Source organism: Xanthobacter sp. (assembly GCF_041911315.1).
Lineage (GTDB): Bacteria > Pseudomonadota > Alphaproteobacteria > Rhizobiales > Xanthobacteraceae > Xanthobacter > Xanthobacter aminoxidans.
In genome coordinates, this window is sequence record NZ_JAYRPE010000071.1 from 76,984 (window position 1) to 102,017 (window position 25,034).

The 25,034-nt window shown below is 66.6% G+C and carries 21 protein-coding genes; 6 read left to right on the top strand and 15 right to left on the bottom strand.

All coding sequences use genetic code 11. The features are described 5' to 3' along the window. Positions 1–30 precede the first annotated feature (30 nt). From ACE3QW_RS20585 to ACE3QW_RS20605, 5 genes are all read right to left on the bottom strand, one after another. Positions 31–726: a cyclase family protein gene (locus ACE3QW_RS20585; RefSeq protein WP_029554981.1), complete on the bottom strand. Its 696-nt coding sequence runs from the start codon at positions 724–726 to the stop codon at positions 31–33. Between the two features lie 41 nt (positions 727–767). Next, entirely contained in the window at positions 768–1,526 is a 759-nt protein-coding gene (locus tag ACE3QW_RS20590) for an ABC transporter ATP-binding protein (RefSeq protein WP_374253668.1), read from the bottom strand. Then, a complete protein-coding gene (locus tag ACE3QW_RS20595; RefSeq protein WP_374253670.1) occupies positions 1,523–3,331 on the bottom strand; it encodes an ATP-binding cassette domain-containing protein in 1,809 nt (602 codons plus the stop codon). The genes ACE3QW_RS20590 and ACE3QW_RS20595 overlap by 4 nt, the downstream gene beginning before the upstream one ends. Further along, complete coding sequence (locus tag ACE3QW_RS20600) at positions 3,328–4,203, bottom strand: branched-chain amino acid ABC transporter permease (protein WP_024278090.1); 876 nt, start codon at positions 4,201–4,203, stop codon at positions 3,328–3,330. Before ACE3QW_RS20600 ends, ACE3QW_RS20595 begins: the two co-directional genes overlap by 4 nt. Before the next feature lie 113 nt (positions 4,204–4,316). Continuing rightward, positions 4,317–5,516, bottom strand: coding sequence for an ABC transporter substrate-binding protein (locus tag ACE3QW_RS20605; RefSeq protein ID WP_374253672.1), 1,200 nt, complete (start codon positions 5,514–5,516; stop codon positions 4,317–4,319). A gap of 297 nt (positions 5,517–5,813) precedes the next feature. Here ACE3QW_RS20605 and ACE3QW_RS20610 point away from each other — a divergent pair, with 297 nt between their 5' ends. Both ACE3QW_RS20610 and ACE3QW_RS20615 read left to right on the top strand, forming a co-directional pair. Beyond that, positions 5,814–6,761, top strand: coding sequence for a LysR family transcriptional regulator (locus ACE3QW_RS20610; protein ID WP_168459086.1), 948 nt, complete (start codon positions 5,814–5,816; stop codon positions 6,759–6,761). Positions 6,762–6,801: 40 nt separating this feature from the next. Further along, a complete protein-coding gene (locus ACE3QW_RS20615) occupies positions 6,802–8,043 on the top strand; it encodes an amidohydrolase family protein (protein ID WP_374253674.1) in 1,242 nt (413 codons plus the stop codon). An 85-nt stretch (positions 8,044–8,128) separates the two neighbouring features. Here ACE3QW_RS20615 and ACE3QW_RS20620 read toward each other — a convergent pair whose 3' ends face one another. Both ACE3QW_RS20620 and ACE3QW_RS20625 read right to left on the bottom strand, forming a co-directional pair. Continuing rightward, positions 8,129–8,923: a carbon monoxide dehydrogenase subunit G gene (locus tag ACE3QW_RS20620; RefSeq protein ID WP_374253676.1), complete on the bottom strand. Its 795-nt coding sequence runs from the start codon at positions 8,921–8,923 to the stop codon at positions 8,129–8,131. A 103-nt stretch (positions 8,924–9,026) separates the two neighbouring features. Continuing rightward, the gene (locus ACE3QW_RS20625) at positions 9,027–10,157 is read right to left on the bottom strand and encodes a zinc-dependent alcohol dehydrogenase family protein (RefSeq protein ID WP_374253678.1); all 1,131 of its coding nucleotides are present in this window, start codon (positions 10,155–10,157) and stop codon (positions 9,027–9,029) included. 127 nt (positions 10,158–10,284) lie between these two features. Here ACE3QW_RS20625 and ACE3QW_RS20630 point away from each other — a divergent pair, with 127 nt between their 5' ends. Genes ACE3QW_RS20630 through ACE3QW_RS20640 form a run of 3 tightly spaced genes read left to right on the top strand, consistent with a single transcriptional unit; the run spans position 10,285 to position 14,032 of the window. Then, complete coding sequence (locus tag ACE3QW_RS20630) at positions 10,285–11,169, top strand: xanthine dehydrogenase family protein subunit M (RefSeq protein WP_374253680.1); 885 nt, start codon at positions 10,285–10,287, stop codon at positions 11,167–11,169. Further along, positions 11,169–11,651, top strand: a complete 483-nt coding sequence (locus ACE3QW_RS20635; RefSeq protein WP_374253765.1) for a (2Fe-2S)-binding protein — start codon at positions 11,169–11,171, stop codon at positions 11,649–11,651. Before ACE3QW_RS20630 ends, ACE3QW_RS20635 begins: the two co-directional genes overlap by 1 nt. Next, on the top strand, positions 11,648–14,032 hold the full coding sequence (locus ACE3QW_RS20640; protein ID WP_374253682.1) for a xanthine dehydrogenase family protein molybdopterin-binding subunit: 2,385 nt from the start codon (positions 11,648–11,650) through the stop codon (positions 14,030–14,032). The genes ACE3QW_RS20635 and ACE3QW_RS20640 overlap by 4 nt, the downstream gene beginning before the upstream one ends. Positions 14,033–14,132: 100 nt before the next feature. Here the strand turns inward: ACE3QW_RS20640 and ACE3QW_RS20645 are convergent, their stop codons facing one another. The 5 genes from ACE3QW_RS20645 to ACE3QW_RS20665 are packed head-to-tail and all read right to left on the bottom strand — an operon-like array spanning position 14,133 to position 18,544. Next, positions 14,133–15,671, bottom strand: a complete 1,539-nt coding sequence (locus ACE3QW_RS20645) for a class I adenylate-forming enzyme family protein (protein WP_374253684.1) — start codon at positions 15,669–15,671, stop codon at positions 14,133–14,135. 44 nt (positions 15,672–15,715) lie between these two features. Further along, complete coding sequence (locus ACE3QW_RS20650; protein WP_374253685.1) at positions 15,716–16,468, bottom strand: SDR family NAD(P)-dependent oxidoreductase; 753 nt, start codon at positions 16,466–16,468, stop codon at positions 15,716–15,718. A gap of 47 nt (positions 16,469–16,515) precedes the next feature. Further along, the gene (locus tag ACE3QW_RS20655) at positions 16,516–17,277 is read right to left on the bottom strand and encodes an N-acyl homoserine lactonase family protein (RefSeq protein ID WP_374253687.1); all 762 of its coding nucleotides are present in this window, start codon (positions 17,275–17,277) and stop codon (positions 16,516–16,518) included. A gap of 25 nt (positions 17,278–17,302) precedes the next feature. After that, entirely contained in the window at positions 17,303–18,076 is a 774-nt protein-coding gene (locus ACE3QW_RS20660) for an enoyl-CoA hydratase-related protein (protein WP_029554995.1), read from the bottom strand. Next, complete coding sequence (locus ACE3QW_RS20665; RefSeq protein ID WP_374253689.1) at positions 18,077–18,544, bottom strand: acyl-CoA thioesterase; 468 nt, start codon at positions 18,542–18,544, stop codon at positions 18,077–18,079. It abuts the gene before it with no gap. A gap of 349 nt (positions 18,545–18,893) precedes the next feature. Here ACE3QW_RS20665 and ACE3QW_RS20670 point away from each other — a divergent pair, with 349 nt between their 5' ends. Beyond that, a complete protein-coding gene (locus tag ACE3QW_RS20670) occupies positions 18,894–20,135 on the top strand; it encodes an ABC transporter substrate-binding protein (RefSeq protein WP_374253691.1) in 1,242 nt (413 codons plus the stop codon). Here ACE3QW_RS20670 and ACE3QW_RS20675 read toward each other — a convergent pair. The 3 genes from ACE3QW_RS20675 to ACE3QW_RS20685 form a co-directional block, all read right to left on the bottom strand. After that, positions 20,125–21,195, bottom strand: coding sequence for a winged helix-turn-helix transcriptional regulator (locus ACE3QW_RS20675; RefSeq protein WP_374253693.1), 1,071 nt, complete (start codon positions 21,193–21,195; stop codon positions 20,125–20,127). The two genes, ACE3QW_RS20670 and ACE3QW_RS20675, sit on opposite strands and share 11 nt — an antisense overlap. A 469-nt stretch (positions 21,196–21,664) precedes the next feature. Next, positions 21,665–22,279, bottom strand: a complete 615-nt coding sequence (locus tag ACE3QW_RS20680; protein ID WP_374253695.1) for a hypothetical protein — start codon at positions 22,277–22,279, stop codon at positions 21,665–21,667. 66 nt (positions 22,280–22,345) lie between these two features. Further along, positions 22,346–24,769: an arylsulfatase gene (locus ACE3QW_RS20685; RefSeq protein WP_374253697.1), complete on the bottom strand. Its 2,424-nt coding sequence runs from the start codon at positions 24,767–24,769 to the stop codon at positions 22,346–22,348. Between the last annotated feature and the right edge of the window lie 265 nt (positions 24,770–25,034).

A 25,034-nucleotide genomic window follows, 5' to 3' on the forward strand; every position in this document is an offset into this window, starting at 1 on the left:
GTCAGGGCAGAAGAGACGTATTCACAATGATCAGTTGAGGATAGCGAAGGCGCGCACCGGCGATCCGGAGCCGCCCTTGAACTTCAGCGGCACGCCGAAGAACTGGAATTCGCCCTTGCCCACCAGTTCCTCCAGATTCACCAGCCATTCCCAGTGGCTCATGCCGAGGTCGCGGCACAGGCGGTGCTGGGCGAAGATGTTGTCGGAGGGCTTGTCGGTGGAGGGGCCTTCCACGCCCTGCATCTTCGAGCCGCGGTCATACAGCCACTTGGTGGCTTCCGCCGTGAGCAGCGGATTCTTCCACACGGAATCCAGGCTCGGATAGTTGCGGTTGTGGAAGCCCGTGCACAGCAGCACGATGTGCCCGTCCACCTTCACGCCGGCGGCCGCCTCGGCCTTCTCCATATCCTCGACGGTGATCTCGCCGAGGTCCGGGATGTGGCGCAGGTCGAAGCACACCGCCTTGCCCATGAACATCTCCAGCGGCATCTCGTCGATGGGCGCGCCGTCCGGCTTCACATGGCGGAAGGCGTCCACATGGGTGCCCACATGGTCCAGCATGGCGATGAAGTTCGTCTGGAAGGTCATGGCGTCGCCGGGCACGCCGAGGCCCAGCGCCTTCGAGCTTTCGTGGCTCATGTGGGTGGTGATGACCGGCCGCTGAAATAGCTTGTGGGCCGGCATGTTGTCTTCGATGAGCAGGCTGAGGTCGACGATTCTGGACATGGGGGCTCCTTGGACTGGACGGACTTGCAAAATGATGAGGCTCAGGCCGCCGGTTTCTTGCGGCCGAGGAAGGCTTCCATCACCTCGGGATCGCGGGCGAGCACCTGGCTCGGCCCCTCCCGCGCGACGCGGCCGTTGGCGATGACATAGGCATGGTCGGCGATGGCCAGCGCATAGGAGGCGAGCTGTTCCACCAGAAGGATGGTGAGGCCGGCCTTGTTGAGGGTAGAGAGCACGCCCATGAGCTGGTCGACGATCTTGGGCGCGAGGCCGAGCGACAGCTCGTCGATGATGAGCAGCTCCGGCTCGGCCATCAGCCCGCGGGCGATGGCCAGCATCTGCTGCTCGCCGCCGGACATGGAGCCGGCCTGCTGGGTAAGGCGCTCCTTGAGGCGCGGGAACAGCTCCAGCACCTTGTCGCGGGTCTGTTTCGCCCGCGCGCCCTTCAGCCCGCCATGGACGTAGGCGCCGAGGATGAGATTGTCCTCCACGCTCTGGTCGGGGAAGATCAGCCGGCCTTCCGGCACCATGACGAGGCCTTGGCCCACCTTGGCGTTGGCACTCATGCGGGTGGTGTCGGCGCCGCGGAACAGCACCTTGCCGCCGGAGGGGGCGACGAGGCCGGTCGCGCCCTTCACCATGGACGACTTTCCGGCACCATTGTTGCCGATGACCGCCACCAGCTGGCCGCGCTTCACCTGAAGGGATATGTCGCGTACCGCCACCGCCGCGCCGTAGCGCAATTCCATGGACTGGATGTCGAGCAGCACGTCCGCCGTGTGGGTATCGGGAGGGGTCATGCCGTCACCTCGGCCGGGTTCGCGTGATCGAGGGAGGTGCCGAAATAGGCCTCGATGACACGCGGGTTCTCCTGCACCACGGCGGGCGTGTCGCTGGCGATCACCTGGCCGTAGTCCAGCACAGTCACCGTGTCCGCCACCGCCATGATGAGCTCCACATGGTGCTCGATGAGCAGCACCGAGACCCCCAGCGCCGCGATGCGCCGGATCATGGCTTCCAGCTCGTCGATTTCCTGGGTGGTGAGCCCGGCGGCGGGCTCGTCCAGCAGCAGCAGGCGCGGCCGGGGGGCGAGGGCTCGGGCGATCTCAAGGCGGCGCTGGAGGCCGAAGGGCAGGAAGCGCGCCTCCTCGTTGGCATAGTCCTCAAGCCCCACGAACACGAGCAGGCCGATGGCGGCGCGCCGGCATTCCTCGTCCTGCCGCCGCATGGCCCCGGTGCGGAGCACCGCGGCGAGGAGCCCGTAGCCGAGGCGCTGCTGGTAGCCCACCATCACGTTTTCCAGCACGGTCATCTCGCCGAACAGTTCGGTGTTCTGGAAGGTGCGGGAGAGGCCGGCGCGGGCGATCTCGTGGGAAGGCTTGCCGGCGAGCTGGATGCCGTCCAGCTCGAAGGCGCCCTCGCTCGGCTGGTAGAAGCCGGAGATGGTGTTGACGAAGGTGGACTTGCCGGCGCCGTTCGGCCCGATGAGGGCATGCACCTCGCCCGGCTTCACCCGCAGCGAGGCCTTGGCCAGCGCCGTGAGCCCGCCGAACCGCACGGTAAGGTCGCGCGCCACCAGCTCGGATTTCTGCGCGCGGGGATCGAGCCGCAGCGTGTCCTCGGCGGGCAGGCCTTCGGACGCGGCGACCGCACGGGGAACCGGCACGAGACGCTTCAGGCCGGCGGCGAGCGAGCCCATGATGCCGCGCGGCATCACGAACATCACGATGAGCAGCAGCGCGCCATAGGCGAACTTCTGCCACACCGCGAACTCCTGCAGATATTCCGGCAGATAGGTGAGGATATAGGCGCCGAGCACCGGCCCGAAGGTGGAGGCGGCGCCGCCCAGGATCACCATGAGCAGGAAGCGCACGCTGTCCGAGAAGGTGAAGATGTCGGGCGAGATGTAGGAATTGAGGAAGGCGTAGAAGGTGCCGGCGAGGCCCGCCGTCACGGCCGCCGCCACGAAGGCCAGCGTGCGCATGGCGGTGGCATCCACGCCCAGCGCCCGCGCCGCGATTTCGCTCTGGGACACCGCCAGCATGGCGCGGCCGTAGCGCGAAACCTTGAGATTGTGCGCGGCGGCGGTGGCGAGGAACAGCACCACGGCCAGCACGCCGTAGAAGGCATAGCCGGACAGCCGCACCCCGAACGCATTGGCCGAGGGAATGGAGGTGATGCCGGTGGTGCCGCCCGTGAGCGACTGCCATTCGATGGCGACATTCTCCACGATGAGGCCGAAGGCGATGGTGACGACGGCGAGATAGACCCCGCGCACCCGCACCGTGGGATAGGCGAGGAGCACGCCGAACCCGGCCGCCACGATCGCGGCGATGAGGCTCGACGAGATCATGTCGAAGCCCAGCCGCGTCGCCACGATGGCGCCGGTGTAGGAGCCGAGCGCGAACAGGCCCGCCTGTCCGAGGGAGACGAGGCCGGTCAGCCCCACCAGCACGTTCAGGCCCACGGCGATGATGCCGTAGATCAGGAACAGCATGAACAGGCGCAGCTCATACTCGTTGCCGGAGGTGAGCGGCACGATCACCAGGATGGCGGCGAGGGCCGCGAAACCCAGCAGGGTGAGATGGCGGGTGAGGTGTCTCATACCTTCATCACCTCCCGCTTGCCGAACAGGCCCTGGGGGAACACCAGCAAAGTGAGGATCATGAGGGAGAAGCCGATGATCTCGCGCGCGGCGGTGGAGATGTAGCCCTCGACGAATTTCTCCATCACCCCGTAGACGAGGCCGGTGATGACCACCCCCGGCGCCGAGGTGATGCCGCCAATGATGGCCACGGCGAAACCCTTCAGTCCCGGCAGCACGCCCATGGCGGCGGAGGCCTGCACAACCGGAGCGACCAGCACACCGGCCGCCGCGCCCAGAAGCCCGGCAAGGGCGAAGGAGAAGGCGACCACCGCATTCACGTTGATGCCCATGAGGGCCGCGGCATTCTTGTTATGGGCCACCGCCCGCATGGCACGGCCCACCAGGGTGTGGCGCTGGAGGGCCCGCAGGCCAAGCATGGCCACCACCGCCACCAGCGGGATCACCAGTTCCTGCGGATAGATGCCGGCGCCGAGGATATGCACCGAGGAGGCCACGCCCGGCGAGGGCAGCGGCCGGGCGTAGCCCTGGGTCTGGATGGTGGCGAAGCTCTCCACCATGATGCCCACGGCGATGGTGGTGAGCATCCAGCCCACCGAGCCCTGCTGGGACAGGAAGGGGCGCACCGCGATGCGCTCCAGCACCAGCCCGAACAGGCCGCCAGCCAGCACCGCCACGAGACAGGCGAGGCCCAGCGGCAGGCCGGCAGCGAGCAGATAGACGGCCAGCAGGCCACCGATCATCAGCGTGTCGCCATGGGCGAAGTTCACGGCCTTGGCGGACGACCACATGATGTGGAAGCCGAGGGCCACCAGGGCGTAGATGCCGCCGATGGCAAGGCCGGACAGGATGTATTGCACCACTGTGGTCATTGCGGGCGACCTGTCAGATGGAGGGGCCCGGCCGTGGCCGGTCGAGGCGCGGGACGGCTGCGCGGGAGAGGCAGAAGCGGGAGGCGGCGAGGGAAACCGCCTCCCGCGCGGGCTCACTTGTCGTAGGGCGAGCCCTTGAGGGGGATCAGCTTGCCGTCGTGCCAGACGGTCAGCAGGTAGTATTGCGGCAGGATGGCGTCCTGGCGCTCAGGATCGGCCTTGTCGAAGGCGGGCTTGTAGGGGGCGACGATGCCGTCGCGGCTCACCTGGTAGAGGGCCTGCTGCACCTTCTTCCAGTCGAAGGAGCCGGCGATCTTGATGGCGTCGGCCAGCACGTAGACCGCGTCATAGGAATTCGCGATGCCGGACGGCGCCTTGATGTCCTTGGGGTCCTTGATGCCGGTCTTGGCCTCGACGGCGGCAAGCAGCTTCTTGCCGGCCTCGCTCTGCGGGGTAAGGAAGGAGTAGGTCTGCATCACCCGTACGCCGTTGGCGAGAGGCCCGGCCAGCTCGCCGAGATTGCCGGAGATGCCCCAGGCGCCGATGATGGCCGGCTTCCAGCTCGCCTTGTCCATGGACCGCAGGATCTGGTTGGCCTCGCGGTCGAGGGACCACACGATGACCACGTCCGCCCCGACGTCGCGGGCGCGGATCACCTGGGGCGACATGTCCTGGTCGTTCCAGTTGAAGGTCTCGGCGGCGACCAGCTCCTTGCCCTTGGCGGCAAGCGCGGCCTTCACGTCCGGCAGGGCGCCGTTGCCCCAGCCGGTGTTCTCGTAGAAGAACGCCACCTTGCCGGTCTTCGATGCCTTCAGCGCCTCGTCCACCAGGAAGCGGGCGACCCACTTGTCCTTGGCGGAGACGCGGAACATGAAGTTGGGATCGCGCCCGTTCTCGATGGCCTTGGTGTTGGCCGCCCACACGCCCATGTAGGGAATGCCGATCTCGTGGATCGGGTCCACCTGCGCCAGAGCGACGGTGGAATGGAAGCCGCCGAGCACGGCGATGCACTTGTCCGCCAGCGCGATGCGGCGGGTGTTGTCGACGCCGCGCGGCGGGGCGCCGGCATCGTCATACTGCACCAGCCGCAGCTTCTTGCCGAGCACGCCGCCGGCCGCGTTGATCTCGTCGATGGCGATCTCGGCGCCCATCTTGATGGCGAGGCCCGAAAAGGCAGCCGGGCCGGTGACGGCGGCGGAATTGCCGATACAGGGTTCCTGATCGGCCAGCGCCGTGGCCGAGAGGCCGGTGCAAAGGCCGAGCGCCACCGTCGCAGCCAGGAGCTGGCCGCGCAAAATGCTCTGTGGAGGCATGTCTGTTTCTCCTGCCGTGTACAGGACGCGCCGGGCATGACCGCCCGAAAATCATCTGCGAGATGAGGCTGATATAGGCGCTGCCTCAGGACAAAGATTATTTTCCGATCACATATATAGGAACAGCCTATAGGGTACTTTAATAGGCTGTAACGAACCCAAATCGACCATAGCAAACCATTGATTATTATCGGATTATGCCACTTTATAGCCCATAGTTTGTGCATATGGCTATATATCATGCAATTTGACAATCGCCTTTAGGCAATGCCATTTCAGATAATGCAAAGGTGAGCCATGGACCTTCGTCAGCTCAAATACTTCGTCCAGATTGCAGAGAGCGGGAACTTCTCGCGTGCGGCAGAGGTTTTGCGCATTGCTCAGCCCTCGCTGAGCCAGCAGATGAAGAATCTGGAGGAAGAGCTGGGGGTCGAACTGCTCATGCGCCACGCCCGCGGCGTCACGCCCTCCGAGCTGGGACAGCAATTCTACGACCATGCCCGCCGCATCCTTGAGGAGGTGGACCGGGTGAAGGACCAGGTTCGCTCCACGTCGCTCAATCCATCGGGACGGGTGTCGGTGGGGCTGCCCACCTCCGCCTGCCGGGGCCTCGGACTGCCGCTGATCTCGGCGATGGCCGAACAGCAGCCCAAGATCGCCCTCCACGTGGTGGAGGCCATGACCGGCTATCTCGACGATCTCCTCCAGGCCGGCCGGCTGGACGTGGCCCTGCTGTACGACCACAAGGCGTTCGAGCATGTGGCCTGGACCGAGATGATGGTCGAGGACCTCATGCTGTTCACAGCGCCCGACCACCCTCTGGCAGCCAAGGGCGCCATCGCGTTCCGCGACATGTTCGCGTGGCCCATCGTGTTGCCCGGCGCGCCCAACGTGATGCGCACGGTGATCGAGCAGTTCGCTGCCCGGAACGACGTGGAGCCCATCGCCACGGCCTGCGACAGCCTGCCCACCATCGCCCGTCTGGTGCGCTCCGGCCGGGCGCTGGGGGTGATGCCGCATTTCGCTTTCATGGACGAGATGGCGCGCGGCGAGATGGTCGCCGTCCCCATCCTCGATCCGACGCCGTCCTGGCGGCTGTCCGTCGTCGTCTCCCAGCGCAGCATGAACCCGCGCGGCTCCGAGGCGGTGGCCAAGGTGATGGCCAATGTCATCGCCGAGATGGTCGAAGCCGGAACCTGGCGCGCCAAGCTCAAGGGCGAGAAGGCCCGCGCCAGCGTGAAGTGAAATCGCGGAAATCAACCCCTGCCAGCCGTCGAGGCCCCCCATGGACCTGATCGTCAAGAACGCCCGCCTGCCGGACGCGCCGGACCCTATCGTCGATATCGCCATCACCGCCGGCCGCATCGAAGCCATCGCGCCCGAGATCACGGCTGACGCCGAGGTGGTGGATGCCGGGGGATGCCTCGTCGCCCCCGGTTTCGTGGAAACCCACATCCACCTCGACAAGTCCTGCATCCTCGATCGTTGCTCTTCCCGGCGGGGCGATCTGGAGGAGGCCATCGCCGAGGTGGCCCGCGCCAAGAAGGACTTCACTCCGGAGGACGTGTACGCCCGGGGCCGGCGCACCATCGAGAAAGCCATCTCCCAGGGCACCACCCACATGCGCACCCACCTGGAGGTGGACCCCGGCATCGGCCTGCGCGGCTTCGAGGGGGTGATGCAGCTGGTGGCGGATTATCGCTGGGCCATCGACATCGAGGTCTGCGTGTTCCCGCAGGAGGGCCTCACCAACAATCCGGGCACCGCAGAGCTGATGGTGGAGGCGCTGCAACGCGGGGCGAAGGCGGTGGGCGCGGCGCCCTATACGGACAGCGACCCGCGGGGACAGATCGACCGGGTGTTCCAGATGGCCCGCGACTTCGACGTGGACATCGACATGCATCTGGATTTCGGCGCCGATCCCACGGCGCTCGATCTCGAATATGTCTGCACGCTCACCGAACGCTTCGGCTGGGGCGGGCGTGTGGCCATCGGCCATGTCACCAAGCTCGCCTACGTGGAACCGGAGCGGCTGGCGGAGATCGCCACGCGCATGCGCGATGCCGGCGTCGCGCTCACCGTGCTGCCCTCCACCGACCTGTTCCTGATGGGCCGGGATCGCACCTTCGCCAAGACGCGCGGCGTCACCCCGGCGCACCTGCTGCTGCAGCAGGGGGTGAACTGCTCACTCTCCACCAACAATGTGCTGAACCCCTTCACCCCGTTCGGCGACTGCTCGCAATTGCGGATGGCGAACCTCAACGCCAACATCTGCCATGCGGGCTCGGCCCACGACATGACCGAGTGCTTCCACATGGTGACGAGCCGCCCCGCCCGCCTCATGAACCTTCCCGACTACGGGCTGGAGGTCGGCAAGGCGGCGGATTTCGTCATCATCGACAGCCCCTCCCCGCGCGATGCGGTGGCCGAGTTGTCGCCTGTTCTCGCGACCTTCAAGGGCGGTCGGCGCACCCTGACGCGGGAGCGGGCGAAACTGCACTTTCCCGGCTGCGGGTGCGGACGCTGAGCGGTGCCGATTCCCTCAGCATATTCATCCCCGGCCCCGCCTCGCCCGGCCCAGCGCCGCATTCGGCTCCCGCGCCGGCCCTGGTCTAACTTGCCTCATTCCTGATCGTGACCACTGTCGTCACAACGCCTTGCAGGCGACCAAGAAGGTATCCCAAACCTGCCGTCAGGAGGAGGATCACCGCCGCCGAAAAGTCGGGAGAGACTCCCGTTCGACCGCCATGCTCCCCTGCCCCAGCCCCTGAAAGGAAATAGGCGGAAGCGACGAGCGAGGTCGCGAAGATACAGAGCCCGGCCAGGCGCATTCCGGCGGACACGGCGTGGGGCGGAGGTGCCGCGGCAGAAGGAGCGCCGGGCGAATGCCCGACAGGAGCGGCAGGGTTGGGGGGCGGCGGAGGCATGGCAGCCGATGCCGGCGCATCCCCTTGCCCGAGGGTCCGGCGCGCGATGATCTCCTGCGCGAAGCGCTTGAAGAAGGCGCCCGACATCTGCTTTGCGGTCGCATCGATGAGGCGGGCGCCGAGCTGAGCCAGCTTTCCGCCCACCTGCGCATTGACCTCGTATCGCAGGATGGTGTCCGCCCCGGCCGCCTCGAGCGTGACCCTCGCCTCGCCCTTGGCGAAGCCGGCCATGCCGCCCTGCCCTTCGCCGCTGATGCGATAGCCGTTGGGCGGATCGAGGTCGGAGAGGGTCACGGCCCCCTCGAAACGGGCGCTGACCGGTCCCACCTTGAGCACCACCTTGGCGCTCATCTGCGTGTCGGAGCTTTTCACCAGCTCCTGGCAGCCCGGAATGCAGAGCTTGAGGATCTCCGGATCGTTGAGCGCCTGCCAGACCACCTCGCGCGGGGCCGGGATCAACTGTTCGCCGCTCATGTCCATGTGCGTGTCTCCCTTCCCCTTCAGGCCGGGGCGTCAATGCCGCCGAGGCAGCCCGCGAGACCGAGCAGGGTGGCGGAATGCTTGTCGGTCATATCGCGTCCTCTCAGCCCTGGAAGTCCACCACCAGCCGCACGACGGAGCCGTCGTGCAGCCGGTCGAAGCCTTCGTTGATGTCCTCAAGCGGGATGCGCCCGCTCATGAGGCGGTCCACGGGAAGACGACCCGCCTTGTAAAGCTCGATGTAGCGCGGCACGTCGCGCACCGGCACACAGGTGCCGATATAGCTGCCCTTCACCGTGCGCTCTTCCGCGACGAGGCTCACGATGTTCACCGGCAGCACTGCATCCGGCGGCGGCAGGCCGGCGGTGACGGTGGTGCCGCCGCGCTTTGTCATCTTGTAGGCATTCTCCAGCGCCCGGGCGGAGCCGGCGAACTCGAACACGAAGTCGGCCCCACCGCCGGTGAGCGCCCGCACCTGCTCGATGGCATCAGGGGCGCGGGCATCCACGACGCCGGTGGCGCCGAGGTCCTTGGCCAGTTGCAGCTTTTCCGGCGACAGGTCCACCGCAACCACCCGCGCGGCGCCCGCCGCCAGAGCCCCGAGGACGGCGGCGAGACCGACGCCCCCAAGACCGACCACAGCCACCGTCTCCCCCGCCTGCACACGGGCCGTGTTCACCACCGCACCGACCCCCGTCAGCACCGCGCAGCCGAACAACGCAGCGACATCGAGGGGGATATCCTTGTCTATCCGGACCAATGAGCGACGTGAAACCACCGCGTGGTCGGCGAAGGCCGAGCATCCCAGGTGATGATGGATGGTCTCCTCGCCCTCGTGCAAGCGGATCGCGCCGGTCAGCAGTTCACCCTTGCCGTTGGCCACCGCGCCGGGCTCGCACAGGGCGGGGCGGCCCTGCGAGCAGGGCTGGCAATGGCCGCAACTGGGCATGAACACCATGACCACGTGGTCGCCGGGCTTCAGGTCGTCCACCCCGTCGCCGGCCTCGACCACGATACCCGCCGCCTCGTGGCCGATGGCCATGGGCATTGGCCGGGGGCGACTGCCGTTGATGACGGAGAGGTCCGAGTGGCACAGGCCCGCCGCCGCGATCTTCACCAGCACCTCGTCGCGGCCGGGCCGGTCCAGCTCCACCTCCTCGATGTGGAGCGGCTGGCTCTGCGCGTAGGGCATCGGCGCGCCCATGCTGCGCAGGACGGCGGCTTTGATCTTCATGGCTTTGAGGCTCCCTGACGGTCGTCGAACGCGCCTGCCGCCAACTCCGGGCAGCTTGACACGATCTATCATAGTCTAATAATGCAAGTCACTAGGGAACGGAACCAGACATGCCGGAAATGCGCCGATGAAGCCCGCCCGGTTCGACTATGTGCGCGCCGAGAGCATCGCCCACGCGGTGGAGGCGCTTGCGGGCGCGGGCGGCGACGGGAAGGTGCTCGCGGGCGGGCAGAGCCTCATGCCCATGATGAATTTTCGCCTCGTGAAGCCATCGGTCCTCGTGGACATCAACCGCATCCCCGGCCTGGACCGCATCACGCATGAGGCCGGCGTGTTGCGCCTCGGCGCGCTGGTGCGCCACCGCATGACGGCGGAGGACGGGCTGGTGGCGCGGCACATCCCGGTGCTCCACGCCGCCATGAAGCACGTGGCGCATCTCACGGTGCGCAACCGCGGCACCTTCTGCGGCAGCGTGTGCCACGCGGACCCCGCCGCCGAGATGCCCATGATGACGCTACTGCTCGACGGCACGGTCCATATCGCTTCCCCGCGCGGCGACCGGACCATGGCCGCACGGGACTTTCTGGTCGGCTCCCTCTCCACCGCATTGGAGCCGGACGAGATGGTCGTCGCCGTCGATCTGGCCATCCCCGAGGACGGCACAGGCTGGGCATTCGAGGAGTTTTCGCGCCGCCACGGCGACTATGCGCTGGCAGCCGTCGCCGTGCTTATGGCGCGGGCGGATGGACGGATGCGGAACGTGCGCATCGCCATGATGGGCATCGCGGACACCGCCGTGCGGTTCGCAGACGTGGAAGCGGCTCTGGAGGGGCGCGAGGGCACTCCTGCGGCCTTCGATGAGGCCGCAGCGCTGCTCCAGGCGGCCATCCAGCCGAACTCCGATCTCAATGCCTCCGCCGACTATCGCCGCCACCTCGCAGGCGCCCTCGCACGCCGCGCACTCGCCGACGCCTGGAAACGGGCGGGCGAAACCACCGGCGGGGCGGCGTGATGCAGGACCCGGCCACCATCACGCTCACCATCAACGGGCTCACCTATACCCGCGCAGTGGACGCGCGGCTGTTGCTGAGCGATTTCCTGCGCCACGAGATCGGCCTGACAGGCACGCACGTGGGCTGCGAACACGGCGTGTGCGGCGCCTGTACCATCCTTCTGGACGGGCGCAGCGCCCGCTCCTGCCTCACCCTCGCCATTCAGGCAGACGGCGCGACCATCGAGACGGTGGAAGGGCTCGGCCGGATGAGCGATCTCGGCCGCGTCCAGCAGGCCTTCCGCGAGCACCACGGCCTCCAGTGCGGCTTCTGCACGCCGGGCTTCCTGATGACCATCACCGACATGCTGCGCCATCACCCGCTGGAGAGCGACGACGCGATCCGCGAGGCGCTCTCCGGCAACATCTGCCGCTGCACGGGCTATCAGCACATCGTGGATGCGGTGCGCGAGCTGGCGCGCGAACGGGGGCCGCTGACATGACTGCCTTCGACGCTTCCGTGGAGATGCGCCCCAGGCTGGTCGGCCAGCGCATCAAGCGCACCGAGGACCCGCGCCTGCTGACCGGTTCCGGCCGCTATGTGGACGACATGGCCCCGCAGGGCCTCCTCCATGTGGCGGTGCTGCGCAGCGACCAGCCCCATGCGCGCATCCGGTCCATCGATGTCGGGGAGGCCTTCGCGGTGCCCGGCGTGGTCGCGATCTTCGACGCCGGTGACATCGTCGGAGACTTCAAGCCGGCTATCCCCACCTCCCGCATGAAAGGCTACCACGCGACGCCCTTCCGCCCCCTCGCCGAGGGCAAGGTGCGCTATGTGGGCGAGCCCGTGGTCGCCGTGGTCGCCGAAAGCCGCTACGCCGCCGAGGACGCGCTGGAGCTGATCTCCATCGATTACGAGCCGCTGCCCGTCGCCGTCGCGAAGGAAGAGGCGTCCGCGGACGACGCCCCGCTCCTGCATGACGAGGCCGGCACCAACGTCATCATCTCCCGCACCTTCGCCCGCGGCGATGTGGATGCAGCCATCGCCGCGGCGGCAGTGGTGGTGAAGGGGCGCTTTCGCATGACGCGCAAGACGCCTATGCCCATGGAAACCCGCTCCTACCTCGCCGAGTGGGACCGGCGGCGGCAGGCCCTCACCCTGCATTCCTCCACCAACATCCCCGGCATCATCTGCGACGTGCTCGGTGCCTGCCTCGACCTTCCGGGCAATCGGGTGCGGGTGGTGGCGCCCGACGTGGGTGGCAGCTTCGGCGGCAAGGGCTCGCTGAACCACGAGGAGATGCTGGTCTGCGTGCTCGCGCGCAAGCTGGAGCGGCCGGTGAAGTTCGTCGCCGACCGCATGGAAGACCTCACCGCCATGAGCCAGGCCTTCGACGAAACCATCGAGGCGGAGCTGGCGGTCGATGCGGACGGGCGCCTGCTCGGCCTCCGGGCGGACGTGATCGGCGATATCGGTGCCTATTCGATCTACCCGTGGACCGGCGCGCTGGAGCCGGTGCAGGTGGTGAGTTTCCTGCCCGGCCCCTACCGCATGGAGCATTATCGCGGACGGGTGCGCGGCGTGCTCACTCCCAAGCCGCCCACCGGTCCCTATCGCGGCGTCGGCCGTCCCTCCTCCACCTTCGCCATGGAACGGCTGATGGACATGGCCGCGCGCCGGCTCGGCATGGACCCGGCCGAGATCCGCCGGCGCAATCTCGTCACGGCCGAGGAATTTCCCTACCGTACCGGCTCCGGCATCATCTGGGATCGCTCCGCCTTCCAGGAATGCCTTCAGGGCGTTTGCGAGCTGGTGGACTACCCTGCCCTCCTGCGCCAGCGCGACGCGGCCCGGGCCGAGGGGCGATGGGTCGGCATCGGGCTCGCAAGCTATGCGGAGCTGACGGGCATCGGCTCGCGCATCGCCGTCGCGCCGGGCATGCCCATCAACACCGGCACCGAGACCGCCTCCATCCGCATCGATGCCACCGGTGCCGTGACGGCCGCGTTCGGCATCTCCTCCCACGGCCAGGGGCTGGAGACGACGCTCGCCCAGGTGGTCGCCGACGAGCTCGGCTGCCGTATGGAGGACATCGAGATCCAGCACGGCGACAGCGCCCTCGTGCCCATGGGCACGGGCACCTATGCCAGCCGTTCGGCCGTGCTCGGTGGCGGCGCCGCTACCAAGACCGCACGCGTGGTGAAGGCGAAGGTGCTGAAGGCCGCCGCCTTCCTCATGGACGTTCCGGTGGACGACCTCGAGGCAGAAGGCGGCGTCATCCGTGCCCGCTCCTCCAATGCGACGATGACTTTCCGGGAGGTCGCCCACGCGGTCTATGCGCAGATGGGGCGCATCCCCCACGAGCAGCGGGAGGATCTCGTCGGCTCCGAGAGCTACGACCCCTATCTCGGCACGGCCTGCGCCTCCACCCATCTCGCCATGGTGGAGATCGATCCCGCGACCTTTGCGGTGACGGTGACGCGCTTCGCCGTGGCGGAGGATTGCGGGCGCATCATCAATCCGCTCATCGTCGACGGGCAGGTGCACGGCGCCGTCGCCCAGGGCATCGGCGCCGCCCTGCTGGAGGAAGTGGTTCACGATGAGGGAGGCCAATTGCTGACCGCGAGCCTCGCCGACTATCTCGTGCCCATCGCCAGCACCATGCCTGAGATCGAGATCCTCCATGTGGAGGCGGAGCTGCCGAACAACATCGGCGGGTTCCGTGGCATGGGAGAGGGCGGCACCATCGGCGCGCCGGCGGCCATCGCCAATGCGGTGTCGGACGCCCTCGCGCCGCTCGGCATCGAGGTGGACACCCTGCCTGTGACGCCGGATCGCCTGTTCCGCATGGTTCAGGCCGCACGGGCCTCAACGTCCACCTGAACCATGCTCCGGCTGCGATCCGCGGAAGCGGATCGGGCGCCGAACCCTGAGGATCCGGCGCCCGTCGCTCCACGGGAAGGTCGATGCAGCCGTGTCAGGGCTAAGACTGCACCATCTCCTTCAACCGGAAGCGGATGATCTTGCCGGAGCCGGTGCGCGGGATTTCGTCCACCTGATGCACCACATGGGGCACCTTGTAGGATGAGAGGTGATGGCGGCAGTGGTCGAGCAGCAGGTCGGCGTCGAAGCTGCCATCGCGCGGAACCACGTACAGTGCCGGCACCTCGCCGAGCTGGGGATGGGGCACACCCGCGACCGCGCAATCAAGCACGGTGGAGAACAGCAGCACCACCTCCTCGATCTCTGCTGGCGCGATGTTCTGCCCGCCGCGGATGATCAGCTCCTTCAGCCGGCCGGTGATGGTGACGAAGCCATTGCGGTCGGCGCGGGCGAGGTCGCCGGTGTGGTACCAGCCGTTGCGCAGGGCCTTGGCCGTCTCCTCCGGCTTGTTGTGATAACCGAGCATCACGTTCGGCCCGCGCACGATCAGCTCGCCTTCATGGCCCGCATCGAGATCGCGCAGGCTAGCCGGATCGACGATGCGCAGCGCCACGCCCGGCAGGGGCAAGCCGCACGACCCCATGACGCGCGAGGACGCGGCGGCGTTCATCGTGACCATCGTGGAGGTCTCGGTGATGCCGTAGCCATCCAGCAGCGGCACGCCGAAGGCCCCCTCGAACGCGGTGTTAAGCGTCGCCGGCATGATGGCCCCGGCAGAGACGCAGACGCGCAGGCCCGGCAGCGCGTCGCGCCCCTCCGCCTGCGCCGCCTCCATCAAATAATGGAACATGGTGGGCACGCCGGGGAAGACGGTGAATTCGCCGGTCTCAAGCAGGCGCATGGCCTCGCGCGTCGAATATTTCTCCAGAATGTATTCGCTCGCACCGGTGGCGAGGATGGACAGCACCGAGAAGTTGAGGGCGTAGGAGTGGAACAGGGGCAGCGGCGAGAGCACATTGTCCTCGCTGCCGAGGCCGACCACGGGGCTCCAGCACGCCGCCGTCACCCACAGCATGCTGCGGCACGTGAGCAGCACGCCCTTCGCGCGCCCCGTCGTCCCGGACGTGTAGATGATGAAGGACGCCGCATCGATATCAGCGGGATCGCGGGCGGGCGTGGCGGGCGGCAGCTCCGCCAGCGCCTCGAAACTGCGCAGGTCGCCGGCGGGGGCGTCCACCAATAGCAGGCCGGCGACGCTGGGCGCCTCGCCGCGCAATGTCTCCACCATCTCCGCGCGGGCGGCTGTGGTGATGACGATCCGGCAGGCGGCATCGGACAGGCGGTAGGAGACTTCGCCCGGCGCCGCATCCGCGCTGATGGGCACCGCGACGGCCCCGGCCCGGACGATGGCAAGGCAGGCCTCAACCCAGGCGACGCAGTTCGGCAGCAGGATCGCCACCCGGTCCCCGGCCCCGACGCCGAGCCCGGCGAGATGCCCGGCGAGGTTCGCCGTGCGCAGCTCCAGCTCGGCATAGGTGACGGCGCGCCGCGCATCGCGGAACGCGACTTTCGCGCCGCGCTCCGTCGCATGCCGCCGCAACAGCTCCGGTACCGGAGCGATCAGATCGGCCTTGAGCATCTGTTCCTCCCCATTGATCACCGCGTTCTTGTGCGCGGCTGTCCTCACACCATGCAGAAGCCGCCGGAGATGGAGATCACCTGCCCGGTGATCCACGAGCCCTTCGGCGAGGCCAGCAGGGCAACTGTGGGTGCGATATCCTCCGGCTGGCCGAGACGGCGCAGCGGATAGAATTTGGTGAGCTTGTCGCGGTTGGCTTCCACCCACGAGCGGTCGTGGGCGGTCTCGACGAGGCCGAGGGACACGGTGTTGGCCGTCACGCCGCTGCGGCCCAGCTCCCGTGCCAGCGACTTCATGAGGGCGATGGTGCCCGCCCGTGCCGCAGCAACGATGGCGAGGCCGGATTCGCCGACGCGCGAGGAGTCGCCGACGATGGCGATGAGACGCCCGTCGCCCGCCTTCTCCAGATGCGGGACGGCCGCGTGGGCGAGATGGATGGCGCCATAGAGGCAGGTATCGATCTGCGCCTTCCACTCTTTCTCGGTGGAGTCGGTGAATTTCTGCCGGATGGCGAGGCCGGCATTGTTGACCACGATGTTCAGGCGGCCGAAATCGGTGACGATGGCCTCGACCATCGCCTTGACGGCGGCGAAGTCAGCGACGTCCGCCTTGTAGGCCTTCGCCTCGCCGCCGCGCGCGCGGATTTCATCCACGACCGCCTGCGCCTCCTCCGCCGAATTGCGATAGTTGAGCGCGACCGTCGCCCCCTCCGCGGCGAGGGCGAGCGAGATCTCGCGCCCCACATCGCGCGCGCCGCCGGTGACCAGCGCAACCTTGCCCTTCAGATTGAGATCCATGGAAAATCCGCCTTGCGTGAGATGATGGATGGAAATGGGCCCGCGCCTCACTCGTAGGCGTCCGCCCCCTTCCGCAGGGTCTGCCACTGGGCGTCGTCATGGCCGCACAGGACGGTGGCGCCGCCCGCCTCGATCCTGCGGATTTCCGCGATGGAGCGGTTGTGCAGATCGACGTTCCAGGTGTTCTTCGGCACCACGCCGGGGTCGAGGCTGGTGCGCACGCTCACCGCGTCCGAGGCCAGCAGGAAGGGGCCGTCGCGGTCCAGCGCGACGAGCGCGCCGGTGAGGCCCGGCGTGTGGCCGGGAAACGGGATGAGGGTGATGCGTCCATCACCGAACAGATCCTTCTCCCCGTCGATCAGCTCAAGCGGATTGCCCTGATCCCACTCCACCGGGAGATAGCCCGCGGAAGCTGCATTCTCCGCCTTTGCAGCGGCGAGTTCCGCCGCGTGCACGACAACCGTCGCCTTGCGGAAAAAGCCGTTGCAGCCGCAATGGTCGGGATGGAAGTGCGAGCACACCACCACGTCGATGTCATCCGCCCCAAGGCCCACACAGGCGAGCTGGGAGACCACATTGTCCTCGCGCCCCATGATCGGCGTCATGGCCCGCGCCACGCCGCCCCAGCGGGCCTCGGCGTCGTCCACCACGGACGGGTGGCAGCCCGTGTCGAACAGGACGTTGCCCTGGGCGTGGCGCAGCAGGATGGAGGCAACGGGCAGCTCGATGCTCTCGCTGCGGTCGGCGTCGGGCTGGTAGATGTGCCGCTTCATCCGGAGGCGGCCGCCCGAAAGCACATGCATCTTCATGGCTGTTCCTCCCGTGCGGGACCGCTCACCGTCCCTCGAAGCGCGGCGGGCGCTTCTCGGCGAAGGCGTTGCGCCCCTCCTGATAGTCGAAGCTGCGGGATGCGCCGTCGATGCGCGCCTGGGCGGCATCGAGATCGAGCGCACCGGGCCCCATGGCGAGGCCATCGAGGATGAACTTCGCCCCGCTCACCGATAGCGGTGCATTGGCCGCGATGCGTCCAGCAAGGCTCCGGGCCGCAGCCATCGGGTCGTCGGCCATCTCGTCCGCGAAGCCGATGCGCAGGGCCTCCCCGGCGGGGATGCGATCGGCAGTGTAGAGAATGCGCTTCGCCTGCGTGAGCCCGACGAGGGACAGCAGGCGCTGGGTGCTGCGCACGCCGTAGACGATGGACAGCTTCGCCGCCGGAATGCCGAAAATGGCGGTCGGCGCGGCGATGCGGAAATCGCAGGACATGGAGAGGTGACAGCCCCCGCCGAGGCAATAGCCGGAGACCACGGCGATGGTCGGCTTGCCCGCCCCGGCGATGGCGTCGGACGACGCATCCACCGCGACCTCGTAGTCCACGCTCTGCTCAAGCGTATGGCGCACCACGGGAAATTCGGAAATGTCGGCGCCGACGCTGAAATCCGCGCCAGCCCCCGCGAGCAGGATCGCCCGCACGTCACGGTCCGCGCCGAGTTCGGAAAATATCCGCGCCACGTCCCGCCACATGGCAAGCGTCATGGCATTGCGCTGCGCCGGACGATTGAGCGTGACAGTCGCGATGTGGTCCTCGACGGCGACTTCGATATCCGCCATTCAGCCCTCCTTGGTCCCGGTGCCCGCCTCGTCGACGACGAGGGGCGCAAGAACTTGGCGCAGCTTGTCCGAGAGTGGAACAGGCCGGTTGGTGGCACGGTCCACATAGACGTGGATGAAATGCCCCTGCGCGGCCGCGACCTGGTCCGCATCGCGGAAGATGCCGATCTCGTATCGCACGCTGGTGGTGCCGAGACGCCCGACGCGCAGCCCCGCATGCACCGTCGAGGGAAACGACAGGGACGAGAAATACTGGCAGCGCGTCTCCACCACGAGCCCGATGACAGGGCTTGCCTGGACATCCAGCGCGCCCGTCTCGATCAGGTAATGGCCGACAGCCGTATCGAAGAACGAGTAGTAAACCACGTTGTTCACGTGCTGGTAGACGTCATTGTCCATCCACCGCGTCGCGATTTCCCGGAAGTGTGGGTAGTCCTGCCGCCGGTCCGGCGTTGTGCGCGCGCTCACCTGACGCCTCCCTCCAAGGACTGCCCGCGGGCAGGCACCTGCGGTTTTTGCCCGCCGCTCCAGGCCGCCCGATGGCGATCGCGGTGATCGGTTCCGCTGATCAATTCGTAACTTGCATTAATAGACTGAAAGTGCTGTTGTCAATGCCGCACCGACCGACACGGGACCAACTGCCCGGCCTTCGACAGCATTTCCTGCAACAAGCACCCATCCATACTGCATTGCAGGATAGGGCGACCGAGACGCGGCAATTCAAACGTCCATTTATGAAAGACATCGGTCGGCGCAGGGACAGACCAGCCGGACGCTAAGCCGGAAAGGCGCGCCGGATCATGCAGGAGGAAGACGGATGTCCAGGATCGCACACGTGGCGACGATTTGCGCCGCGCTTGCCATGTCGCTGCCGGCCTATGCCCAGAGCCCCGCGGCTCCGCCAGCCGCCGGCAAGATTTCCAACGATGTGGTGAAGGTCGGTGTTCTCACCGACATGTCGGGGCAGTTCTCCCACGAAGCGGGCGAGGGATCCGTCACGGCGGTGAAGATGGCCGTCGAGGACTTCGGCGGGAAGGTCCTCGGCAAGCCCATCGAGGTCATCGTCGCCGACCACCAGAACAAGACCGAAGTCGCCATCGCCAAGGCGAAGGAATGGTTCGACGTCGACAAGGTCGACATGATCGCCAACCTCATCAATTCGGCCGTGGCCATCGGCGTCGCCGGGGTGGCGAAGGAGAAGAACGGCATCGCCATCATCAACGGCTCGGGCTCCTCGCGCCTCACCGGCGACATGTGCACGCCGAACTCGATCCATTATGCCTACGACACCTACGCGCTGGCCGTCGGCACCGGCAATGCGCTCATCAAGCAGGGCAAGAAGAACTGGTTCTTCCTGACCGCGGACTACGCCTTCGGCCACGCCCTGGAGGCCGACACCGCGTCGGTAGTGAAGGCCGGCGGCGGCAACGTGGTGGGCTCGGTCCGCTACCCCATCAATACGCTCGATCACGGCTCCTTCATGCTTCAGGCGCAGGGATCGGGAGCGGACGTGATCGCGGTTGCCGGCTCCGGCACCGTCTTCATCAACGCGGTCAAGGCCGCGCATGATTTCGGGCTGACGCAGTCCGGCAAGCAGTCCCTCGCCGGACTTCTGGTGTGGATCACCGACATCCATTCCATGGGTCTCGAAAATGCCCAGGGCCTCGTGCTCACCAATGCCTTCTACTGGGATCGGGACGACGAGACCCGCGCCTTCTCCAAGCGCTTCGAGGCGCGCATGGGCCGCAAGCCGCACATGGGCGACGCGGGCGACTATTCCTCCACCATGCACTATCTGAAGGCCGTCGAGGCGGCGGGGACCGACGAAGCGCAGGCCGTCATGGCCAAGATGCGCGAGATGAAGGTCAACGACTTCTTCGCCAAGAACGGCTACATCCGCGCGGACGGCCGGTTCATCCACGACATGTACGTCTACCAGGTGAAGAGCCCGTCGGAATCGAAGGGCCCGTGGGACTATTACAAGCTGGTGCAGGTCATCCCGGGCGAGCAGGCGTTCCGCCCGCTGTCCCAGAGCCAGTGCCCGCTGGTCAAGAAGTAGCGCGCGCAGGGCGGCCCCGGCGCGGGGCCGCCTGCTTCTCCGGCCGGGCCACATCCTGCGCCGGCGCATTCTCGCCCGGCACCAGAACAGCAACCATCCGGTCGCCGGCCTGCGGGGCGCCATACCGCGCAGGATCGTAATTGAGGCGGTAGCGCATGTCCGGCGCCTCGATCGGCTTGCGGCACTTGTCGCAGACGACAACGGCGGAAAAATCGTGGCCGCAGTCGAGATGGGTCAGGATCAGAGGCGGATCGCCGGAGGACAGCCAGCGGTCGCCCCAGGCGCCCATGGTGATGAATGCGCCGTAGAGGTCCTTGCCCATCTCGGTCAGCCGATATTCGTAGCGTTCGGGCAGATCCTGATACTTGACCCGATCGAAGACCCCGCGCGCCACGAGCCGGCCGAGCCGCTCGGTGAGGATGTTGGGCGCGATCCGCAGCTCGGTCTGCATCCGGTCGAAACGCCGCACGCCGAAGAATGCCTCGCGCAGGATGAGAAAGCTCCAGCGGTCGCCGATGATCTCCAGGGAGCGCGACACCGAGCTCGGGCGCCCACGCGAGAAGCTCGCGGATTCCGCGGTGCGCCGCGCCCGCTTCGCAGGTTCCACGGGGGTGCGGCCGGCGCCCGGTCCGTCGCGGTAGCGCACCCGGTTCGCCTTCACCTCGCCGAGGCAGTGGGAACACGCCACATAGGGTTCGCATTCCTGCCCGCAGGTGGCGTGGATGAGCTTGAGCGGCGGCCCCTCCGGACCCGACAGCCAGCGGTCACCGAACCGGATGAGCGCGACGAAGCTCGGATAAAGCTCCATCCCGCAGCGGGTGAGGTGATACTCCGCCCGGCTGGAATTGGCCGAATAGCTGACCTGCCGAAAAATTCCCCGCACCGTGAGGCGCTTGAGCCGTTCCGCCAGGGTGCCGCGGGGCAGCCCGAGCGCGGTGCGGAACTCCTCGAAGCGGCGCGCGCCGAAGAACGCCTCGCGGATAACCAGGAAGCTCCACGCATCCGACATGATCGAGATCGTGCGTCCCACCGAGCAGTTGCGCTCAAACAGCTGAAGCACGGCACGGTTCCGCGATGCGGCCTTCGCATTCGATGCAGGGCCCGCACGCTTTTCGTTCGGCATCTGGACGCAGACTCCATGCATCGGATTATCGTCTACTTATAGTACCAACCACTCGTCTCGTCGCGCGAATCGCGCCGTCGCGCAGCGCGGATTGCGCACTGAAAATTCCAGCGAATGCCGACACCCATCAAAAACGACAATCTGAATTATCTAAACAGAAAGTATAAAGCGATCACCCTGACTAGTAAGGCAGCCGACCTTGCGCTGGAGGGTTTCCGGCGTGGACTGAAGCGCGGCTCCCTCTAAGGACCAGCTTGTTCACGCAAAACGCCGGCTCACGGGCCTGATAGGCGATCGACGAAGCTGCTCGGTTTTTCGGTGAGGCGATCGTGGTGCTGCCGGCTCTGTTCACGCGGCTCGGAACGGTGGCTGTCTGTCCGCGAGGTGGTCACGTTTGCAACGGAACCTACCCCTTGCGGTAATGCGCCTCGATCACGTCAAACGCCCTTCGTGCCGACGCCAGCTTCTCGAATACCGATACCGCAGTCCCATGGCTGACCGGCGGGCAGCCGTGACTGACATACGACGCCAGATTGCGCCGCAGCTCGCCATAGGTGGCGTAGAAGCCGACGAAGAGCGACAGGTTGGGCGCGCCTACGGCGACGAAATGCGGGACGGCCGCATCGAACATAGGCGTGTCGCGCGCCATGGAGGCGTTGATGTCCAGCACCTGCGAGGGGCAGGAGCCATTGGCACTGTCGATCCTGGCCTGCAGCCCCTCGGCCCGCTTCAGGACCTCGTTGAGCGTGCTGGCCTCCACAAGCAGGGCCTCGCCGACACGCCGCAGTTCGTCGGCCTTGCGCGCCTGTTCGGTTTCCGCAGAAATGGCGGTGGAGATGGCCAGGATGCCCGCGCCGGTCACGAAGCCAAGCATGGTGCCGATCAGCGTCTGCCACTGACGCAGCAGACCCAGTTGCGGGTTGTCGCCGCCGGTTCGGATGTCCACCACGATCAGCGCGCTCAGCGCGACGATGACGAGCGCGACGATCAGGATTGCGGTCGGGATCATGACCGCGCGCACGCCCCGCGCCGCCGCCCAGCGGTCGCACCCAGATGGCCACTGGCCGCTTGCGATGTGCCGATGGCATCAGTCGCGGGCAAGCGCACGCTGGGCCTCCTGCGCAAGATCGGTGTAGGCGGCCTTCTCCACGGTCACGGCCACACCCTGAATGGTGCCACCCTTGAACGTGCCGGGCGACGTATAGTCCTGGCTCACCGCATCGCCGCTGTCATAGCCGATGCAGAGCCCGTCGCCGGAGAGCGTGAACTTGGCCGGCTGGGTCCGCATGGGTCCTTCGGCCACGACCTTGTCGTCGATGTAAAGCTTGGTCGTGCCGAGCGATTCACTGTGCGGGCCGGCGCCTGTGCGGGTAAACTCCATCCCCAGCGTGTATTTGCCGGGCTTCAGATCGACATTGGAAATGAAGGTCTGTTCCGGCTTGATGCCGAGGAAGTTGTAGACGTAGTAGAGCTTGTGATCCTTGATGAACAAGGCATGCCCGCCGAAACGCGAGCCGTGGGCGAAGATCACGCCGGACGCGTCGGGGGTGTCGATCTCCACATTGGCGAGGATCTTGTAGGACCGGTTGCGCACGTTGACCGCGACGCCCTCCGGCACCGGCGCCGTGCCGGGGTAATAGATGTAGCGGTCGCGCGCCGGCTCGGCACTGGGTCGCTCCACGCCGAGCATCTCCGGCGCGGTGCGGTCATCGAGCGGCAGCGCCAGATTGGTGCGCGCCTCCTCGTTCCAGGCCTTGATCAGCGCCGCGAGCTTTTCGGGGTGCGCGTCGGCCAGATCCTTTGATTCCGAGCGGTCCGCCTCGACGTTGTAAAGCTGCCAGCGGTCCTGATCGAACTTGCCCTTGCCCGTGAACGGCGCGTGCACGGCGGACGCCAGCCAGCCATTTTCCCAGATGCCGCGCGTGCCCAGCATCGCATAGAACTGCCGCTTCTTCTGCGTGGGGGCGTCGGGCGCGGCATCGAACGTATACCGCATGGAGACGCCGGACAGGGGGAACTGCTCCACGCCGCGATAGACCTTGGGCATCTCGATGCCGATGATATCAAGCAAGGTCGGCACGATGTCCACCGAGTGGTGGTACTGATTGCGAATCTCGCCGCGCGCCTTGATGCCCTTCGGCCAGGAAATGACCAAGGGGTCCGCCGTGCCGCCCGAATATTGCGAATAGCGCTTGAACATCTGGAACGGGGTCGAGAACGCGGCGGCCCAGCCGGTGGGGAAATGCTCGTAGGTGTCGGGGCCGCCGAGCTTGTCGATCAGCTTCATGTTCTCGGCGATATCGTCGGGATAGCCGTTGAAGAACTTGTTCTCGTTGACCGAGCCGTTCGGCGAGCCCTCGCCGGAAGCGCCATTGTCCGCCGCGTAGATGACGATGGTGTTTTCGAGCTGGCCGGACTTTTCCAGATAGTCGATGATGCGACCGATCTGGACATCGGTGTATTCCGAGAAGGCGGCATAGACCTCGGCGAGGCGCGAGAACAGCTTCTTCTCGTCGGGCGAGAGGCTGTCCCAGGGCCGCACCATGTCCGGGGCATAGGCCGCGTCCGCCGGTAGCGGGTTGAGCGGCGTCAACTGCGTGTCCTTGGGCAGGACGCCCCGCTCGATCATGCGCGCCAGCACCCAGCTGCGATAGGCCTCGTAGCCGTCGTCGAACTTGCCCTTGTACTTGTCGATAAAGTCTTGCGGCGCCTGATGCGGCGCGTGATTGGCGCCGGGGTTGTACCACATGAACCACGGCTTCGAAGGGTTGGTGGCCTTCTGGTCGCGGATCATGCGGATGGCCTGATCGGCCAGATCCTTCGAGAAATGGTAGCCGTCCTGCGGGGCAGAAGGCGGCTCGATGAAGCGATTGTCTTCGACGAGATCGGGATACCATTGATTGGTCTCGCCGCCGATGAAGCCGTAGAAGCGGTCGAAGCCCATGCCCAGGGGCCAGGTGCTGCGATTTCCGCCCGAAGCCACGTCCTGCTCCGGCACATTGTGGTTCTTGCCCAGCCAGAAGGTGCTGTAGCCATTGTCCTTGAGGATTTCGGCGATGGTCGCAGCCTGCGGCGGAATGCGCCCGCTCGCCCCAGGGAATCCGTTGGCCCCCTCGGTGATCGCGGCCATGCCGTTGAGCGTGTGGTTGCGGCCGGTCAGCAGCGTCGAACGCGTGGGCGAGCACAGCGCGGCCGTATGCCATTGCGTATAGGTCAGCCCTTCCGCAGCCAGCTTGTCCAGAGTCGGCATATTGATCCGCCCGCCATAGGGCGACCATGCAGCCAGGCCGGTGTCGTCATAGAGCACGAACAGGATGTTGGGCGCACCTTCCGGCGCCTTCCTGGGCGTGAATGGACCCCAATCCGCCACCGAGTCGCGCACATCAAGCTCGATCTTGCCCTTGAAGTCCTTGTAAGGCCCCACAGGCTGGGTCTGCTGGGCCGCGGCGGGGCCGGCGATGGCCACGCCGAGGCCGATGCAGGCCATCGAAAAGAGAGTGGCTGGCGTCATGGCGGACCTCCCTGGTTGGCGATTGTGATCGCGTTCTTCTTTTCATGCATGGCATTGGCCGGCGCCGGACCAGATATCCGCTCACGTCAACGGACCCGCTTTCATCCCGCGTCTCGAATTTACCATCACTACATGCTCAGTCTGGCGTCGCTACTCTGGAACCTCTGAACATAATTACATGTCGATCAGGATGTCACAGGTCCGATTATAGCCTTGACGTCAGTCAATTCACTTAAAATTTGAGCGCTGAGGTCGTGCCACGCGA

Excerpts from the sequence above, each read along its gene's own strand:
- ACE3QW_RS20585 (WP_029554981.1), bottom strand. The coding sequence starts at position 726 with ATGTCCAGAATCGTCGACCTCAGCCTGCTCATCGAAGACAACATGCCG.
- ACE3QW_RS20590 (WP_374253668.1), bottom strand. The coding sequence starts at position 1,526 with ATGACCCCTCCCGATACCCACACGGCGGACGTGCTGCTCGACATCCAG.
- ACE3QW_RS20595 (WP_374253670.1), bottom strand. The coding sequence starts at position 3,331 with ATGAGACACCTCACCCGCCATCTCACCCTGCTGGGTTTCGCGGCCCTC.
- ACE3QW_RS20600 (WP_024278090.1), bottom strand. The coding sequence starts at position 4,203 with ATGACCACAGTGGTGCAATACATCCTGTCCGGCCTTGCCATCGGCGGC.
- ACE3QW_RS20605 (WP_374253672.1), bottom strand. The coding sequence starts at position 5,516 with ATGCCTCCACAGAGCATTTTGCGCGGCCAGCTCCTGGCTGCGACGGTG.
- ACE3QW_RS20610 (WP_168459086.1), top strand. The coding sequence starts at position 5,814 with ATGGACCTTCGTCAGCTCAAATACTTCGTCCAGATTGCAGAGAGCGGG.
- ACE3QW_RS20615 (WP_374253674.1), top strand. The coding sequence starts at position 6,802 with ATGGACCTGATCGTCAAGAACGCCCGCCTGCCGGACGCGCCGGACCCT.
- ACE3QW_RS20620 (WP_374253676.1), bottom strand. The coding sequence starts at position 8,923 with ATGGACATGAGCGGCGAACAGTTGATCCCGGCCCCGCGCGAGGTGGTC.
- ACE3QW_RS20625 (WP_374253678.1), bottom strand. The coding sequence starts at position 10,157 with ATGAAGATCAAAGCCGCCGTCCTGCGCAGCATGGGCGCGCCGATGCCC.
- ACE3QW_RS20630 (WP_374253680.1), top strand. The coding sequence starts at position 10,285 with ATGAAGCCCGCCCGGTTCGACTATGTGCGCGCCGAGAGCATCGCCCAC.
- ACE3QW_RS20635 (WP_374253765.1), top strand. The coding sequence starts at position 11,169 with ATGCAGGACCCGGCCACCATCACGCTCACCATCAACGGGCTCACCTAT.
- ACE3QW_RS20640 (WP_374253682.1), top strand. The coding sequence starts at position 11,648 with ATGACTGCCTTCGACGCTTCCGTGGAGATGCGCCCCAGGCTGGTCGGC.
- ACE3QW_RS20645 (WP_374253684.1), bottom strand. The coding sequence starts at position 15,671 with ATGCTCAAGGCCGATCTGATCGCTCCGGTACCGGAGCTGTTGCGGCGG.
- ACE3QW_RS20650 (WP_374253685.1), bottom strand. The coding sequence starts at position 16,468 with ATGGATCTCAATCTGAAGGGCAAGGTTGCGCTGGTCACCGGCGGCGCG.
- ACE3QW_RS20655 (WP_374253687.1), bottom strand. The coding sequence starts at position 17,277 with ATGAAGATGCATGTGCTTTCGGGCGGCCGCCTCCGGATGAAGCGGCAC.
- ACE3QW_RS20660 (WP_029554995.1), bottom strand. The coding sequence starts at position 18,076 with ATGGCGGATATCGAAGTCGCCGTCGAGGACCACATCGCGACTGTCACG.
- ACE3QW_RS20670 (WP_374253691.1), top strand. The coding sequence starts at position 18,894 with ATGTCCAGGATCGCACACGTGGCGACGATTTGCGCCGCGCTTGCCATG.
- ACE3QW_RS20685 (WP_374253697.1), bottom strand. The coding sequence starts at position 24,769 with ATGACGCCAGCCACTCTCTTTTCGATGGCCTGCATCGGCCTCGGCGTG.